The sequence below is a fragment of the Sphingomonas sp. DMC6 genome, from assembly GCF_056314225.1.
In genome coordinates, this window is sequence record NZ_JBQUYT010000009.1 from 72,722 (window position 1) to 86,900 (window position 14,179).

Annotated in this window: 17 protein-coding genes; 6 read left to right on the forward strand and 11 right to left on the reverse strand. The window is 66.6% G+C overall.

All coding sequences use genetic code 11. The features are described from left to right. Nucleotides 1-161 precede the first annotated feature (161 nt). Both thrS and ACT53M_RS17495 read left to right on the forward strand, forming a co-directional pair. The gene (thrS, locus tag ACT53M_RS17490; RefSeq protein ID WP_476235040.1) at nt 162-2,153 is read left to right on the forward strand and encodes a threonine--tRNA ligase; all 1,992 of its coding nucleotides are present in this window, start codon (nt 162-164) and stop codon (nt 2,151-2,153) included. Nucleotides 2,154-2,224: 71 nt separating this feature from the next. Continuing rightward, nucleotides 2,225-2,794 carry a Uma2 family endonuclease gene (locus tag ACT53M_RS17495; RefSeq protein ID WP_476235004.1) on the forward strand — a complete coding sequence of 190 codons (570 nt, stop codon included), beginning with the start codon at nt 2,225-2,227 and terminating at the stop codon, nt 2,792-2,794. A gap of 16 nt (nt 2,795-2,810) precedes the next feature. On the opposite strand, the gene ACT53M_RS17500 is transcribed toward ACT53M_RS17495, so the two are convergent. Then, complete coding sequence (locus tag ACT53M_RS17500) at nt 2,811-3,506, reverse strand: hypothetical protein (RefSeq protein WP_476235006.1); 696 nt, start codon at nt 3,504-3,506, stop codon at nt 2,811-2,813. Nucleotides 3,507-3,851: 345 nt separating this feature from the next. Between ACT53M_RS17500 and infC the strand changes: the two genes are divergently transcribed. Beyond that, on the forward strand, nt 3,852-4,388 hold the full coding sequence (gene infC, locus ACT53M_RS17505; protein ID WP_476226991.1) for a translation initiation factor IF-3: 537 nt from the start codon (nt 3,852-3,854) through the stop codon (nt 4,386-4,388). Then, nucleotides 4,388-5,269 (forward strand): glycoside hydrolase family 16 protein, encoded by an 882-nt coding sequence (locus tag ACT53M_RS17510; RefSeq protein WP_476235008.1) that lies wholly within the window; start codon nt 4,388-4,390, stop codon nt 5,267-5,269. The genes infC and ACT53M_RS17510 overlap by 1 nt, the downstream gene beginning before the upstream one ends. A gap of 153 nt (nt 5,270-5,422) precedes the next feature. Here the strand turns inward: ACT53M_RS17510 and ACT53M_RS17515 are convergent, their stop codons facing one another. The 6 genes from ACT53M_RS17515 to ACT53M_RS17540 all read right to left on the reverse strand — a co-directional run bounded on the left by ACT53M_RS17515 (nt 5,423) and on the right by ACT53M_RS17540 (nt 8,136). Continuing rightward, a complete protein-coding gene (locus tag ACT53M_RS17515) occupies nt 5,423-5,632 on the reverse strand; it encodes a hypothetical protein (protein ID WP_476235010.1) in 210 nt (69 codons plus the stop codon). Nucleotides 5,633-5,672: 40 nt separating this feature from the next. After that, complete coding sequence (locus ACT53M_RS17520; RefSeq protein WP_476235011.1) at nt 5,673-6,224, reverse strand: F0F1 ATP synthase subunit B family protein; 552 nt, start codon at nt 6,222-6,224, stop codon at nt 5,673-5,675. Continuing rightward, complete coding sequence (locus ACT53M_RS17525) at nt 6,217-6,711, reverse strand: F0F1 ATP synthase subunit B family protein (protein ID WP_476235012.1); 495 nt, start codon at nt 6,709-6,711, stop codon at nt 6,217-6,219. Before ACT53M_RS17525 ends, ACT53M_RS17520 begins: the two co-directional genes overlap by 8 nt. 21 nt (nt 6,712-6,732) lie before the next feature. After that, nucleotides 6,733-6,948 carry a F0F1 ATP synthase subunit C gene (locus tag ACT53M_RS17530; RefSeq protein WP_476227276.1) on the reverse strand — a complete coding sequence of 72 codons (216 nt, stop codon included), beginning with the start codon at nt 6,946-6,948 and terminating at the stop codon, nt 6,733-6,735. A 67-nt stretch (nt 6,949-7,015) separates the two neighbouring features. After that, nucleotides 7,016-7,798, reverse strand: coding sequence for a F0F1 ATP synthase subunit A (locus ACT53M_RS17535; RefSeq protein WP_476226986.1), 783 nt, complete (start codon nt 7,796-7,798; stop codon nt 7,016-7,018). Beyond that, entirely contained in the window at nt 7,795-8,136 is a 342-nt protein-coding gene (locus ACT53M_RS17540; RefSeq protein WP_476235013.1) for an AtpZ/AtpI family protein, read from the reverse strand. The genes ACT53M_RS17535 and ACT53M_RS17540 overlap by 4 nt, the downstream gene beginning before the upstream one ends. A 189-nt stretch (nt 8,137-8,325) precedes the next feature. On the opposite strand from ACT53M_RS17540, the gene radC reads away from it, so the two are divergent. Then, nucleotides 8,326-9,009: a RadC family protein gene (gene radC, locus ACT53M_RS17545; protein WP_476235014.1), complete on the forward strand. Its 684-nt coding sequence runs from the start codon at nt 8,326-8,328 to the stop codon at nt 9,007-9,009. A gap of 6 nt (nt 9,010-9,015) precedes the next feature. Here radC and ACT53M_RS17550 read toward each other — a convergent pair whose 3' ends face one another. Then, the gene (locus ACT53M_RS17550) at nt 9,016-9,498 is read right to left on the reverse strand and encodes an EF-hand domain-containing protein (protein WP_476235015.1); all 483 of its coding nucleotides are present in this window, start codon (nt 9,496-9,498) and stop codon (nt 9,016-9,018) included. Between the two features lie 195 nt (nt 9,499-9,693). Here ACT53M_RS17550 and purB point away from each other — a divergent pair, with 195 nt between their 5' ends. Next, nucleotides 9,694-11,010 (forward strand): adenylosuccinate lyase, encoded by a 1,317-nt coding sequence (gene purB / locus ACT53M_RS17555; protein ID WP_476235016.1) that lies wholly within the window; start codon nt 9,694-9,696, stop codon nt 11,008-11,010. A 345-nt stretch (nt 11,011-11,355) separates the two neighbouring features. On the opposite strand, the gene ACT53M_RS17560 is transcribed toward purB, so the two are convergent. The 3 genes from ACT53M_RS17560 to ACT53M_RS17570 are packed head-to-tail and all read right to left on the reverse strand — an operon-like array spanning nt 11,356 to nt 14,146. After that, nucleotides 11,356-12,801: a radical SAM protein gene (locus tag ACT53M_RS17560; protein WP_476235018.1), complete on the reverse strand. Its 1,446-nt coding sequence runs from the start codon at nt 12,799-12,801 to the stop codon at nt 11,356-11,358. Next, nucleotides 12,722-13,474 (reverse strand): prolipoprotein diacylglyceryl transferase family protein, encoded by a 753-nt coding sequence (locus ACT53M_RS17565; RefSeq protein ID WP_476235019.1) that lies wholly within the window; start codon nt 13,472-13,474, stop codon nt 12,722-12,724. Before ACT53M_RS17565 ends, ACT53M_RS17560 begins: the two co-directional genes overlap by 80 nt. A 3-nt stretch (nt 13,475-13,477) precedes the next feature. Further along, nucleotides 13,478-14,146, reverse strand: a complete 669-nt coding sequence (locus tag ACT53M_RS17570; RefSeq protein WP_476235021.1) for a spermidine synthase — start codon at nt 14,144-14,146, stop codon at nt 13,478-13,480. Nucleotides 14,147-14,179: the final 33 nt, after the last annotated feature.

The window sequence follows — 14,179 nt, forward strand, 5'->3', positions numbered from 1 at the left end:
AAGCGGAGCTATATCGCTCCCCTCCCTTTCAGGGAGGGCGAAAAAAGCCCAAAATCCCCCGCCCCATCCCTTTTCGCCAAACGCTTGCCTATATCGCCCCGGCGCGGGCATAAGCCGCGCTCCATTCCACACCCATGAAAGGGGTTCTTCCCGTGTCCGAGATGTTCCGCATAACGCTGCCCGACGGTTCCGTCCGCGAGGTAGCCCCGGGGACTACCCCGGCGGACATCGCCGCGGCGATCGGCCCCGGCCTTGCCAAGGCGGCGCTCGCCGCGCGCGTCGATGGCGAGCTGCGTGACATCGGCCGCCCGTTCGAGGGCGATGCGAACCTCGCGCTGGTCACCGCGAAGGACGAGGCCGACGCGCTCGAACTGGTGCGCCACGACTACGCCCATATCCTCGCCGAAGCGGTGCAGAACCTGTTCCCCGGCACGCAGATCACCTTCGGCCCGGCGACCGACGACGGCTTCTATTACGACTTCGCGCCCAAGGATCGCCCCTTCACCGAGGAGGACCTGCCGGCGATCGAGGAGGAGATGCGCCGCATCATCGCGAAGGACGAGCCGCTGATCCGCGAAGTCTGGTCGCGCGCCGACCTGATCGCGCGCTGGACCGCGCAGGGTGAGACCTTCAAGGCCGAATGGGCCAAGGAACTCCCCGAGGGCGAGGAACTGACCGTCTACCGCGCCGGCAAGGGCGAAGACGCCTGGCTCGACATGTGCCGCGGTCCGCACCTCGCCTCGACCGGCAAGGTGGCGGCGGATGCGTTCAAGCTGACGCGCGTGTCGGGCGCCTATTGGCGCGGCGACCAGAAGAACGCGATGCTCAGCCGCATCTACGGCACCGGCTGGCTGAACAAGAAGCAGCTTCAGGAGCATCTGACGCGGCTGGAGGAAGCCGCCAAGCGCGACCACCGCAAGCTGGGCGCGGAGATGGACCTGTTCCACCTCCAGCAGGAGGCGCATGGCTCGGTATTCTGGCACCCCAAGGGCTTCCGCGTCTGGCGCGAGCTGGAAGCCTATATGCGCCGCGCGATCGACGGCACCGGCTATCGCGAGGTCAAGACCCCGCAGGTGATGGACGCGCGCCAGTGGGAGCAATCCGGCCACTGGGGCAAGTATCGCGAGAACATGTTCGTCATCCCCGACGAAGTGCCGAACACCGAGGATGAAGGCCCGATCGTCTCGAACGATGCCCAGTGGATGGCGCTCAAGCCGATGAACTGCCCGGCGCACGTGCTGATCTTCCGCCAGGGCATCAAGTCGTATCGCGACCTGCCGCTGCGCCTGTACGAGAATGGCTGCTGCCACCGCAACGAGCCGCACGGCGCGCTGCACGGGCTGATGCGCGTCCGCCAGTTCACCCAGGATGACGCGCACATCTTCTGCCGCGAGGACCAGATCGTCGACGAGGTGAAGGCCTTCTGCGCGCTGGCCGACCGGGTCTACAAGGATTTCGGCTTCACCTATTCGATCAAGCTCGCGCTGCGCCCCGAAAAGCGCTTCGGCACCGAGGAGATGTGGGACCAGGCGGAGAACGAACTGCGCAACGCGGTGATCGCCGCCGGCCTCGCCACGGAGGAATATGGCTGGGAGGAACTGCCCGGCGAAGGCGCCTTCTATGCGCCGAAGCTGGAATGGCACCTGACCGACGCGATCGGCCGCACCTGGCAGGTCGGCACCATCCAGTCGGACCGGGTGCTGCCCGAGCGGCTCGATGCGTCGTACGTCGGCGAGGATGGCGAGCGCCACCGCCCGGTGATGCTCCACCGCGCGATCTTCGGCTCCTACGAGCGGTTCATCGGCATCCTGATCGAGCATTTCGCCGGCAAGCTGCCGACCTGGCTCGCCCCGGTGCAGGCGGTGGTCGCGACGATCGTGTCGGATGCCGACGATTATGCCCGCGACGTGGTCGAAAAGCTGAAGGCGGCGGGCATCCGCGTCGAGAGCGACCTGCGCAACGAGAAGATCAACTACAAGGTGCGCGAACACTCGCTCGCTAAGGTGCCGAACCTGCTGGTCGTCGGCAAGCGCGAGGCGGAGGAGAATACCGTCGCGCTCCGCGTACTCGGCAGCCAGGGCCAGACCATGCTGACGCTGGACGAGGCGATCGCCCGGCTGAAGGCCGAGGCGACTGCGCCGGACCTGATCTGATCCCTCCAACTCCCCTCCCGCTTGCGGGAGGGGAACGTGCAAGCCGGCGCCAAAGCTGCTACACTCCCCGCATGACGCTCTTCCAGAATGTGCGCCGGGGCCTCCTCCCCGCCCGTCTGACGGTCGATGAGATCTACGATCTCACGGCCACCGGCGTGCTGCGCGAGAACGAGCATATCGAGCTGATCGCGGGAGAGGTGGTGCCGATGGCGGCGGCCAAAGCGAACTGGCATTCGATGATGGAAGGCAAGCTGAACTGGGTGCTGGCCCGGGGACTGCCGGACGCGGTCCGCGTCTATCCCGCCCCTTCGCTGACGCTGTCGCCGGACACGCTGGTGGAACCGGATCTTCTGGTCGTTCCCAGCGGCACCAGGATGCGCGAGATCGGCGGCCCCGACGTCCTCCTGCTGATCGAAGTCGCCGACAGTTCGCTGCCCTATGACCTGCGCGTCAAGGCGCCGCTCTTCGCGCAGCACGGCGTACGCGATTACTGGGTCGTCGATGCGGTGCGTCAGACCATCCGCATCCACCGCGCGCCCGAAAACGGCAGCTACACCGATGTCGAGGAATATGAAGCGCACGACAGCGTTTCGCCGCTGCTGTTCCCCGACGTGGTGATCCGCCTCGACGCGCTCGACTGAACGAAGCGCACCCCCCTCAGAACTGATATTGCAGGCCTACTTCCAGCACCGGATAGACCTGATAGTTGTTCGCCGTGTCCTGCAGCTTCTGGCGCTGCTTGGCGAGTTCGTTGCGATAGGTCGTGCCGGCAATCGTAGGATCGGTCGCCAGCGTGCCGGTCGAGGTGAAGTCGCGGATATGCACTGGTCCCTGGAACAGCGCGCCGGCATCGACGGTCAGCTTCAGCCCCTTGCGCAGATGCGCGCCATAGCCGAGCGTCACTTGCGGCGCGAAGTCGCGCACATCGCCGCGGCCGGTAATGGTGCCGATCTGGTCGGGCGTGAACACCAGGTCGCCGATCCGCGTCGGCCCGGTCGGCGTTGCGCGCACCCGGCCCTTGTTGCCGTTGATCCGCGCGCCGGCCGAAAGACGGAACCCGCCGCCGAACGGATAGAGATCGACCATCACCCCGCCCGAACGCAGGCTGGCATGGCCATCATAATCGATACCGCCCGACGTGAAGCTGTGGTCGACGCCCAGAAAGCTGGCCTCGGCCCGCACACCCACCAGTTCGTCGAAGCGATAGGCCAGCCGCGGCCCGACGCCGGTGGTGCCGGCGGCAACGCCCACGCTCAGCCGGCCTTCCTCGGCACGCGACTCGGTCTGCGCCAGCGCCGCCGTCGATCCCAGCGCCGTCACCATCAGCGCCACTGCGCACACACCCGTCTTCATATTGCCGTGCCCCTTGCAGGCGCCGAATCCCATGTTCGGGCGCGCTCTCCGGCCATTATAGCCCGATTGAGGTTAACAATCTGGTTTTAAGCATAATTTTCCTGCGCGCGTGCCGACACCGGAATGTCGCGGCAGGAAGGTCGCATCGGCCCGCTTCCCGGCCCGAACAGCCCCCACGCATCTTGTGCACGGCGGGGCAAGTACCGATATCTGCGTCGTCTTCGCGCCACACCCGGCGCTTTTTCCATCGATGATCGCCATGCGGGCTACCGGAAACGGCGTTTGCGCGTTATTATGGCAAGTCGTAAGCAATAACGCACAGGAGCAAGTCTTATACGTCCTCCCATGTCCCGGCGCCCGATGGCGCCCGCAATGCCGCTGAACGGGCCGCGGTTTAACGAATTCATCCAGTCGCCGAAGGTTCGCGTCATCGACGAGAACGGCGAGAATCTTGGCGTGATGTACACGCGTGAGGCAATGGCGCAGGCTGCCGAGGTCGGGCTCGATCTCGTCGAAGTGTCCCCCAACGCCGATCCGCCCGTCGCCAAGTTCCTCGATGTGGGCAAGTTCAAGTACGAGGCGCAGAAGAAGGCCAACCTCGCACGCAAGACCCAGAAGACGCAGGAGATCAAAGAGATCAAGATGCGTCCCAACATCGACGATCACGATTACGACGTGAAGATGAAGGCGATCCACAAGTTCATCGGCGAAGGCGACAAGGTGAAGGTCACCCTGCGCTTCCGTGGTCGTGAGCTTTCGCACGGCCAGCTCGGCATGCAGCTGCTCCAGCGCGTCCAGCAGGACGCCGCCGAAGTCGCGAAGGTCGAAAGCTATCCGCGCATGGAAGGCCGCCAGATGCTGATGGTGCTGGCGCCCAAATAATGCAGGTGCGGCGGCCAGCCCTTGCGGCGGCCGCCGCGCTGCTTTGCGGCCCCGCAGGTGCCCAGACGGCCGCCCTGCCCCCCAGCCCCGCTGCCACCGACGAAGCCATTGCCGTGCCCCCGGGGGCGCGGCTGGTGTGGCATGACGAGTTCGACAGCGGCCCGCTGCCCGATCCGCGCCGCTGGGGTTATGACACTGCCCGCAACCGGCAGGGCTGGGCCAATCAGGAACTGCAATATTATGCCGCCGCCCGGCCGGAAAACGCGCGGGTCGAAAACGGCCGCCTGATCATCGAGGCGCGCCACGAGCGGCTCGCCGACCGGTCCGATTATGGCGGCCAGGACTATAGCTCCGCCCGCCTGATCACCCGCGGCCGGGCGAGCTGGACCTATGGTTTTATCGAGGTCCGCGCGCGCGTGGCGTGCGGCAAGGGCATGTGGCCGGCGATCTGGCTGCTCGGCAGCGACGCGAGCCCCGGATGGCCACGCATGGGCGAAATCGACGTGATGGAGCTGGTCGGCTGGGATCCGGAGACGGTCCACGGCACGATCCACACCGGCGCCTACAACCATGTCCAGCACACCCAGAAAGGCGCCACGACGCGCGTGCCGGATGCCTGCACGGCCTTCCACCGCTACCAGCTCGACTGGAACCGCGACCGCATCCTGCTCGGCGTCGACGGCCATGCCTATATGCGCTTCGACAACGACCATCGCGGCGATCCCGCGACCTGGCCATTCGACAAGCCGCAATATCTGATCCTGAACGTCGCTGTGGGCGGCTGGGGCGGGATGAAGGGCATCGACTCCGCCGCCTTCCCCGCGCGGATGGAAGTCGATTATGTCCGCGTGTGGCAACGCCCGGACGCTGCGGCACGGTAAAACCCGGCGGTCCGCCTCCCTCATTCGCCGTCACCCCAGCGCACGCTGGGGTCTCTTCGGGACTAAGCGATGCGGGAAAAGCGCTGCTGCGGGAGATGCCAGCCTGCGCTGGCATGACGTTGCGGTGACGGGTCGCCATCCGACCGCGTGGGATCACTGCCCCGCTTCATTCTCCAGCCGGTCGACCTCGGCCTCGATGCGCTGCATCGCCCGGTCGGTCTGGCCCTTGATGTCGCGGGCGCGGGCATGGTCCTGCGCGGCGTGGTGCAGCGCGACCACCGCCACAAAAACGGCAAGCGCCAGCGCCACAAGGGCACCGGCGCTCAGCCAGCGATAGGATTTCTGGGGTTCGCCGTCAGCCATAGACCTGCCTTAGCACGCCCCGACCGACCGGCCAGCCGGTTCAGTTGAGCCGGCCCAGCCCAGCGATCGCCTGGTCGACCAGTGCCTTGTCGGCATCGGCGCCATGCTTTTCGGCAATGATCGCGGCAGCCGCGCTGGTCGCGGCATCGGCGGCCTTGGCGCGGATCGCCTGGATCGCGGCGCGCTCGGCAGCGGCGATCTTGTCTTCGGCCATGCGGGCACGACGTGCGGTCAGTTCGGCGACATCGGCTTCCGCCTTCGCCTTCATCGCGGCGGCGTCCTCGCGGGCGCTTTCCACGATCGCACGGGCATCGGCCTCGCTCGATGCGGTGCGGGCCTTGGCTTCGGCCAGCAGCGCTTCGGCTTCGGCGCGCAGCCTGGCCGCTTCGTCGAGCTGGCTGCGGATGCCGGCAATCTGCTTGTCGAGCATCTTGCCGATCGTCGCCGGCACGCGCGCCAGCAGGATGATCAGCACGACGGCGAACATCGACAGGGCCACCCAGCCGGCGGCGGAGATGCCCAGTGCGGTCGGCTCGTGATGCAATTCGGCGGTCCCCATCTCTGCGTGCAGGGAATTGGTTGCCTCAGCCATGGGCCAGTGCTGCCTTCACATTCTGTTCGACGGTGGCGCGGTCCACGGCCACCCCGGAGAGCCGAGCGACGATCGCCTCGACGGCATCGACCGTCGCGGCTTCGATTTCACCCAGCGCCTCACCGGTGCGCGCCTCGATCGTGCGGGTCGCCTCGGCGATCCGCGCTTCGTCGGCGGCATTGGCGGCCTTGATGGCCGCCTCGGCAGCGGTGGAAGCCTCTGCCTTGACGCTGGCAGTCACCTGCTGCGCCTCGACACGGGCGGATTCAAGCCCCGCCTGATAGGCCTCGTCCGAAGCCCGGGCGGCATCGCGCGCGGCTTCCGCTGCGGCGATGTCCCCGGCGATGCGAGCGGCGCGATCTTCCATCGTCCGCTCGATCTTCGGGACCATTGCCTTGCCGATCCCGAAATAGATCAGGGCAAATACGATCGCGAGCCAGAAGAGCTGCGAGGCGTAAATCTCCGTGATCTGATCTAACTGCGGCATCGGCCGAGGCCCCCGTTTTGCTTAGTGCTTGACGACGAAGAGGATCAGGATCGCGACGACGAACGCGATCAGGCCCAGCAGTTCCGACGCGGCGAAACCGATGAACAGACGGCCCTGCTGGCCATCCGCCGCACCCGGATTGCGCAGCGCGCCTTCGAGGAACGAACCGAACACGTTGCCCACGCCGAGGGCGGCGAGGCCGATACCGATCGCCGCGAGACCGGCACCGATGTACATTGCACCCAGATCAGTCATTTCTAGCTCCCTAGATAATCCGCAAAAATTCAAAACGTTACTCGTCGACTTAGTGCAGGTGCACCGCGTCGTGGAGATACAGCGAAGTCAGCAGCGCGAACACATAGGCCTGGATCGCGCAGACCAGCAGTTCCAGCGCGCTGACGCCGACGATCATCGCGAAGCTCAGCACGCCGACCACGCCACCCAGCGGCGTGCCGCTGCTGAAGCCCTGGACGACGAAGCTGCCGAACACTTCGAGCAGGATGTGCCCCGCGGTCATCGCGACGAACAGTCGCAGGCCCAGCGAGAAGGGGCGCACCATGAACGACACGAACTCGACCGGAATGATGACCGGCATCAGCCACAGCGGCGCGCCGTGCGGCACGAACAGCGAGAAGAACTTCAGCCCATGCTTCACCAGCCCGACGACCATCACGATGCCGAACGAGAAGAAGGCGAGTACCGCAGTCACGGTGATGTGGCTGGTAACGGCAAAGGTGTGCAGGCCCGGCAGGATCGCCAGCGGCAGCACGCCGACCAGGTTCGCGAACAGGATGAAGAAGAACAGCGAGAAGATGTACGGCGCGAACTTCTTGCCGCCCTTGCCGATGTTCACATTCACCATCGAGTCGATGAACCCGACGGCGCTCTCGGCCATGAGCTGCCATTTGCCGGGGATCAGCTTGCGCTGCATGCCACCGGCCATGAACAGGTACAGCAACGCTGCAACCACGAACATGAACAGCGCCGAGTTGGTGAAGGAGATGTCATAGCCGAACAGGTCAATATGACGGCCGAACAGGGGTTCGACCTTGAACTGCTCCATCGGATCGATTTTGCCGGCGCTCACTCCGCGCGCTCCTTCGAAATCTTGTAGATGTTGCGAAACGCCACGATCACGCTCAGCGCCAGCAGGATCAACAGCCCCCAGGGGCTGGTTCCCAGCCAGCGGTCGAGCGCAAACCCGATCACGAACCCGCCCAGCGGTGCGCCGATCAGCTCGGCCAGCACGCGGGAGCCCTGCTTATAGCCCTTTTGGGGCCCGGGCGCCTGCACGCCCTCACCGCGCGCCGCGGCCTTCGCATCGGCGATGCGACGGTCGAGGTCGGTACGGACAGGGTCGTCAGACAAAGCGAGCACGGCGATCCAGATATGAAAAAGCCGCCACGCATGGGCGGGCGACACCACGCACCGCAGGCAAAACGCCGCGATGCGAGGGCGCTTTAGGAACAGGCGCCGACCGAGTCAACCGTTGCGCCGGCCCCGCCCGCGCAGCCGTCAAGTCTTCGCCGGCCGGCCTGTCGAAAAGCCGCCAGTTTCCACCGAATCGGTGGCGTTGCGTTGCCGACACTCCCCTCCCCCTGCATAGTCTGTGCGATGCCCGAGGAGATGTCCGACAATAGCGGCCACCGCGCAAGACTGCGCCGGCGCCTGTTTGAAGGCGGGCCCGACGCACTGCTCGATCACGAACTCGTCGAATATATTCTTGCGCTGACGATTCCACGCAAGGACACCAAGCCGCTCGCCAAGGCGCTGCTGCATGAATTTGGCGGTATCGCCGGCCTGCTCACCGCGGATGCCGAGGCACTGACGCGCGTGAAGGGCGTGGGCGAAACCCAGGTCGCGGCGCTGAAATCGGTCCATGCCGCCGCGCTGCGCCTGTTGCAGAGCAAGGTGCGCGAGCGGCCGGTGCTCGCCAACTGGCAGGCACTGCTCGATTATCTGCGCGCCGACATGGCGCACCACCCGATCGAGCGATTCCGCGTGCTGCACCTCAACACCCGCAACATGCTGATCCGCGACGAGCTGATGAGCGAAGGCTCGATCGACGAGGCGCCGGTCCATGTCCGCGAAGTCATCCGCCGCGCGATCGATCTGGGGTCGGCGGCGCTGATCCTGGTCCACAACCACCCCTCGGGCGACCCCAGCCCCAGCCGCGCCGACATCGAGATCACCCGCACCATTGCGGAGGTGGGCAAAAGGCTGGGGATAGTGGTCCATGACCATGTGATTCTGGGCAGCGAGGGGCACACCAGCCTGCGCGCCAAGGGGCTGATCTGAACGCCCCTATTCCCGCCGGGGCTTGAGGAAATGGGTGAGTTCGCTTTTGTCCACCGCGCCGCTGCGGTCGGCGTCGGTGGCGTCGAATGCCTTGTCGATCCACGCCCGCGCCTCGGGCGTGTCGGCATCGAACTTCGGCTCGGAGGCCTTGCGCAGGCTCGCCATCCAGGCCCCGAACTCGGCCTTGTCGAGCATCCCGTCATGATTGAGGTCATAGGTCGCAAAGTCGCGATCGATGGTGCGGCCGATACTGGCTTCGTCGCTGGCCGCCGCTGCGGCTGCTTCCGCAGGCGATAGCGCCGAGGCCGGGGCCGGCGCCGCCCTGTCCCCGGCGTCAGCATCCGCCGGCGCGGCCCCCGCTGCGGGTGCGGCTTCGCGCGCCGCGCCGGGCGTGGCGCCATCCGTGGCCGGCGGCGCAGTGCGCGTTTCCTGGGCGAAGGCCGGCATCGCAAGCAGCAGCGCCCCAACCACCAATCCTGAACGCATCATACGCAACGCTCCACCGCCGGATACTATAGCGACACGACGAAAGCTTGCCGCGGCCGCCCTCGTCTTGCACGATTCCAATAACCAGCGCCGCCGCACTTCGTTTCACCTGCCCCGCATTGCAGCCCCCGCCCGGCTTTGCTACGGGCCGCCCCGTCGCACCGGGCGCAGCCGCCCACCCCCCGAAAAGGAACGCCGATGGTCCCCCGTTACGCCCGCCCCGTGATGACCGATATCTGGTCGCCGGAAACGCGCCTTGCCATCTGGTTCGAGATCGAGGCGCACGCGACGCAGGCGCTGGCCGATCTGGGCGTGGTGCCGCAGAGCGCAGCCAAGGCGCTGTGGGACTGGTGGGCGACCAAGCCGGCGATCGACGTTGCCGCGATCGACGCGATCGAGGCCGTCACCAAGCATGACGTGATCGCCTTCCTCACCTGGGTCGCCGAACAGGTGGGCGAGGAAGCCCGCTTCATGCACCAGGGCATGACCAGCTCCGACGTGCTCGACACCTGCCTCGCAGTCCAGCTCGCCCGCGCCAGCGACCTGCTGCTGGCAGACATCGACGCGCTGCTCGCGGTGCTCGAGCGCCGCGCCCGCGAACACAAGATGACGCCGACGATCGGCCGCAGCCACGGCATCCATGCCGAGCCGGTCACCTTCGGCCTCAAGCTCGCCGAGGCGCATGCCGAGTTCCAGCGCAACAAGGCGCGCCTGCTCGCCGCCCGCGCCGACATCGCCACCTGCGCGATTTCGGGCGCGGTCGGCACCTTCGCCAATATCGACCCGCGCGTCGAAGCGCATGTCGCCGAAAAGCTGGGCCTGACCGTCGAGCCGGTCTCGACCCAGGTGATCCCGCGCGACCGCCACGCGATGTTCTTCGCGACGTTGGGCGTGATCGCCTCGTCGATCGAGCGCCTCGCCGTCGAAATCCGCCACCTGCAGCGCACCGAAGTGCTGGAGGCCGAGGAATATTTCTCGCCGGGCCAGAAGGGCAGCTCGGCGATGCCGCACAAGCGCAACCCGGTGCTCACCGAAAACCTGACCGGCCTCGCCCGCATGGTGCGCGGCTATGTCACCCCGGCGCTGGAAAATGTCGCGCTGTGGCACGAGCGCGACATCAGCCACTCTTCGGTCGAGCGCTATATCGGCCCCGATGCGACGATCACGCTCGACTTCGCGCTCGCGCGCCTGACCGGCGTGGTCGACAAGCTGCTCGTCTATCCGGTGCGGATGCAGAAGAATCTCGACCGCATGGGCGGTCTGGTCCATTCGCAGCGCGTGCTGCTGGCGCTCACCCAGGCGGGCGTGAGCCGCGAGGACGCCTATCGCCTCGTCCAGCGCAACGCGATGAAGGTGTGGGAATCGGACGGCGAACTGTCGCTGCTCGAACTGCTCAAGGCCGACCCCGAAGTCACCGCCGCGCTCAGCCCGGCGGAGATCGAGGACAAGTTCGACCTCGGCTATCACTACAAGCATGTCGACACGATCTTCGCGCGGGTATTCGGCGCGGCGTAACCGTCGATTCTGCCCCGGTGCTGGAGGGCGAAGCGTGTAACGTGCTTGGGCAGCTACGTCCTCCGGCTATGCCGCACCGGTGGCGCGCATCGAGTTCGGCGCGCCCGACCGGGGCACGGCTCGATGCCTCGGCAGGTAGCGCTCAGTCGAGATCTGTCTCGGGTTCCTTGAGCAAGTGCCTGCCCAGATAGAAGAAGGCCAAGCCGATTGCGAAGGGGACGCCCCCTACAAGCGCGACGAGCATAAAGGCCGTGGGCACGGTCAAGAGAAAGACAAGCGAGCACAGCCCACTGCAGCTCATCACCAATATTCCGAGCCCCAGGCAGATTCCCCCGAAAAGCTTCCTCATGACACTTCTCTCGCCCGTGCCAGCACACCCACCCCTTCGGCGCCCGGCCGGTAGAAGCTGTTATAGGTATCGAACGGGATGATCTGCCCCTCCGGCGTCACGAAGTGGACGCAACTGCGCTTCACCGTCCCCAGATCGAAATTATAGCGGTCGAGAAACTGCAGGATCACGACGCGAAAGCTGTTGGCATAGCTCAGGTCCCGCGGCACCAGCGCCTGTGGCAGGCAGCACAGCACCTCCGCCAGCTTGCTCTCGGTATTGCACTGCGCGGTCGCCAGGCTCAGCAGCTCGACCACCGCCTTCTGCAACGCCGGATAGGCTTCATAGCTGATCGTATTCGGTCCCCGGAGCAGCAGCTCGCGCGGCAACAGCGAGGTGATCGGAGTCACCGTCGTCCCGTCGCGCAAACCATAGCCGATGCAGATCTGGTCGGGGTTGCACGGCAGCGGGATCATGTCCTCCGCGCTGAACACGCCGGCCTTCACCACTTCGCGGCGGATCTGGGTCAGCAGCATCCGGTTCGCCTTGGCGTCGAACCCCTGGTTGCGCCCGGCGTCCTGCACCGGCTGGAAGGTCACGCCGCGCACACAGGCCCATTGCAGCGCATGGCGCACGATCGCGGCGATCTCGCCGTCATTGACGCCGCGCTTCACCACCGCGACCAAGGTGGTCGACAGCCCGACCCGCTCCAGCGCCTCCAGCGCCGCGCGCCGCACCCGCGCCAGCCGCGCGCCGCGCAGGTTCACCAGCGCATCGTCGTCCAGGCTGTCGAACTGCAGATAGACTTCCAGCCGGGGCGCATAGCTTGCCAGCCGCTCGACAAATGCCGGATCCTGCGCGATCCGCACGCCGTTGGTGTTGATCATCACATGGCGGATCGGCCGTCGCTTCACCGCATCCAGGATCGCGAAGAACTCGGGATGCAGCGTCGGCTCGCCGCCCGACAATTGCACCAGGTCGGGCTCGCCTTCGCTCTCGACCAGCGCGTCGAGCATCGCCTCGATCGTCGCCAGCGGCAGATGCCCGCCATGCATGTCCTCGGCATCGGCGAAGCAGACCGGGCACGCCAGGTTGCACGCCGAATTGACCTCGACGATCGCCAGGCAGCTATGCTGCTCATGGTCGGGGCACAGCCCACAATCGAACGGGCACCCCGCCTCGGTGCGGGTCTGGGCGGCGAGCGGCCGGTCGCCCGGCTTCAGCCATTCCTTCTGCGACCGCCAGTAAGGCAGGTCGTCGCTGACCAGCGTCTTCTGCACGCCATGGGTGCGGCAGCGCTTCAAATAATAGACCTTGTCGTTCTCGATGATGACCTTGGCCGGCACCACTTCCAGGCAGGTCTCGCACAGGCTGCTGGTCTGGCTATGGAACAGATAGGGCGCCGCCTTGCGGGCCGGCGGGTCGATCAGCGCGGCGTCCGCGGACGATCCAGACAAGGGCATAGAGGCTCAATCCCGTCATGGTCAGGTGGAAGATATTGAACGGCCCGACCAGCTTTGGATAGGGCTTCAGGAACTCCCACGCAAATCGCTGCACGGCATAGGCAAGTACAAAGGCATGGAAACCATGGCGCACCGCCCAGTCGCGCCCCTGTACCAGCGCCCGCCAATAGACCAGCAGGAACACCAATACTGCCAGCGGTTCATAGAGTTGCACCGGATGCCGGGCGATCCCGTCGCCCAGATCGACCCCCCAGGGCAGACGCGTCGCAATGCCATAGGTCTGGTCCGCCAGCCCGGCGAACAGGCAGCCCAGCCGCCCGACGATGATCCCCAGCGCCAGCGGAATCACGAACGGCCCGCCGGTGGATCCGCGCACCCCGCGCAGCCATTTCCAGATCTCGACCGCGACGATCGCCCCGGCCAGCGCCCCGGCGATCGAATGCGACAGCACCGGGCGCGCATCGCGCAGCGTGTTCGCCGATCCGATCAGCCAGGCGCCGATCGCTCCGCCGAGCGCCAGGCTGACGAAATAGCCGGGCTCGGTCTGCCGGGCGAGCCCCTCGACGCTGCGCCGGCGGTGGCGATAGACCCAGCGCCCGCCGGCAAAGGCCGCCGCCCATGCGCCCACGTCCCCCACATAATGCAGCCAGGGCGCGGTCGGCAGGTGCAGCACGTGTCAGCGCCGCGTGCCGAACCAGATCACGTGGCGCGGGCCCTTGCCGTTGGCGCGTGCCCGCACCGCGACCTCCTCGACGCGGAAACCGGCGTCGCGCATGCGCCGGGCGAAGGCGGCGTCGGGGGCCGCCGACCACACAGCGAGAATGCCGCCCGGCCGCAGCGCCTGTCGCGCGGCGTCCAGCCCGCGCATCGAATAGAGCCCGTCATTGCCCGGACGGGTCAGCCCGTCGGGGCCATTGTCGACATCGAGCAGGATCGCGTCATACGACCCCTGCCCGCCGGCGATCACCGCGCCGACATCGTCGAACACCACCCGCACGCGCGGATCGTCGAGGCAGCCATTGGTCAGCGCCGCCATCGGCCCCTTCGCCCATTCGACGATCTTGGGGACCAGCTCCGCCACCGTCACCTGCGCCCGGTCGCCCAGCACCGCCAGCGCCGCGCGCAGGGTGAAGCCCATGCCATAGCCGCCGATCAGCAGCCGCGCCTCGCGCTTGCCGAGCCGTTCGAGCGTCATCACCGCCAGCGCTTCTTCCGAACCGCTCATCCGGCTGTTCATCAGCTCGTTGCGCTCGAGCACGATCATGTGATCGGCGCCCCGGCGGAACAGCCGCAGCGGCTCGCCACCGGGGACATCGGCGGTGTCGATCAGTTCGCGGGGAGTCATTGGCTTGTCCAGAGGTGCGAAGGGGAGGTCGCA

Bases quoted from the DNA above. Each gene is read 5' to 3' on its own strand.
- ACT53M_RS17510 (WP_476235008.1), top strand. From the start codon at position 4,388: ATGCAGGTGCGGCGGCCAGCCCTTGCGGCGGCCGCCGCGCTGCTTTGC.
- ACT53M_RS17560 (WP_476235018.1), bottom strand. From the start codon at position 12,801: ATGCCCTTGTCTGGATCGTCCGCGGACGCCGCGCTGATCGACCCGCCG.
- thrS (WP_476235040.1), top strand. From the start codon at position 162: ATGTTCCGCATAACGCTGCCCGACGGTTCCGTCCGCGAGGTAGCCCCG.
- ACT53M_RS17500 (WP_476235006.1), bottom strand. From the start codon at position 3,506: ATGAAGACGGGTGTGTGCGCAGTGGCGCTGATGGTGACGGCGCTGGGA.
- purB (WP_476235016.1), top strand. From the start codon at position 9,694: ATGGTCCCCCGTTACGCCCGCCCCGTGATGACCGATATCTGGTCGCCG.
- ACT53M_RS17495 (WP_476235004.1), top strand. From the start codon at position 2,225: ATGACGCTCTTCCAGAATGTGCGCCGGGGCCTCCTCCCCGCCCGTCTG.
- ACT53M_RS17570 (WP_476235021.1), bottom strand. From the start codon at position 14,146: ATGACTCCCCGCGAACTGATCGACACCGCCGATGTCCCCGGTGGCGAG.
- ACT53M_RS17550 (WP_476235015.1), bottom strand. From the start codon at position 9,498: ATGATGCGTTCAGGATTGGTGGTTGGGGCGCTGCTGCTTGCGATGCCG.
- ACT53M_RS17530 (WP_476227276.1), bottom strand. From the start codon at position 6,948: ATGTACATCGGTGCCGGTCTCGCGGCGATCGGTATCGGCCTCGCCGCC.
- ACT53M_RS17515 (WP_476235010.1), bottom strand. From the start codon at position 5,632: ATGGCTGACGGCGAACCCCAGAAATCCTATCGCTGGCTGAGCGCCGGT.
- ACT53M_RS17520 (WP_476235011.1), bottom strand. From the start codon at position 6,224: ATGGCTGAGGCAACCAATTCCCTGCACGCAGAGATGGGGACCGCCGAA.
- radC (WP_476235014.1), top strand. From the start codon at position 8,326: ATGCCCGAGGAGATGTCCGACAATAGCGGCCACCGCGCAAGACTGCGC.
- infC (WP_476226991.1), top strand. From the start codon at position 3,852: ATGTCCCGGCGCCCGATGGCGCCCGCAATGCCGCTGAACGGGCCGCGG.
- ACT53M_RS17525 (WP_476235012.1), bottom strand. From the start codon at position 6,711: ATGCCGCAGTTAGATCAGATCACGGAGATTTACGCCTCGCAGCTCTTC.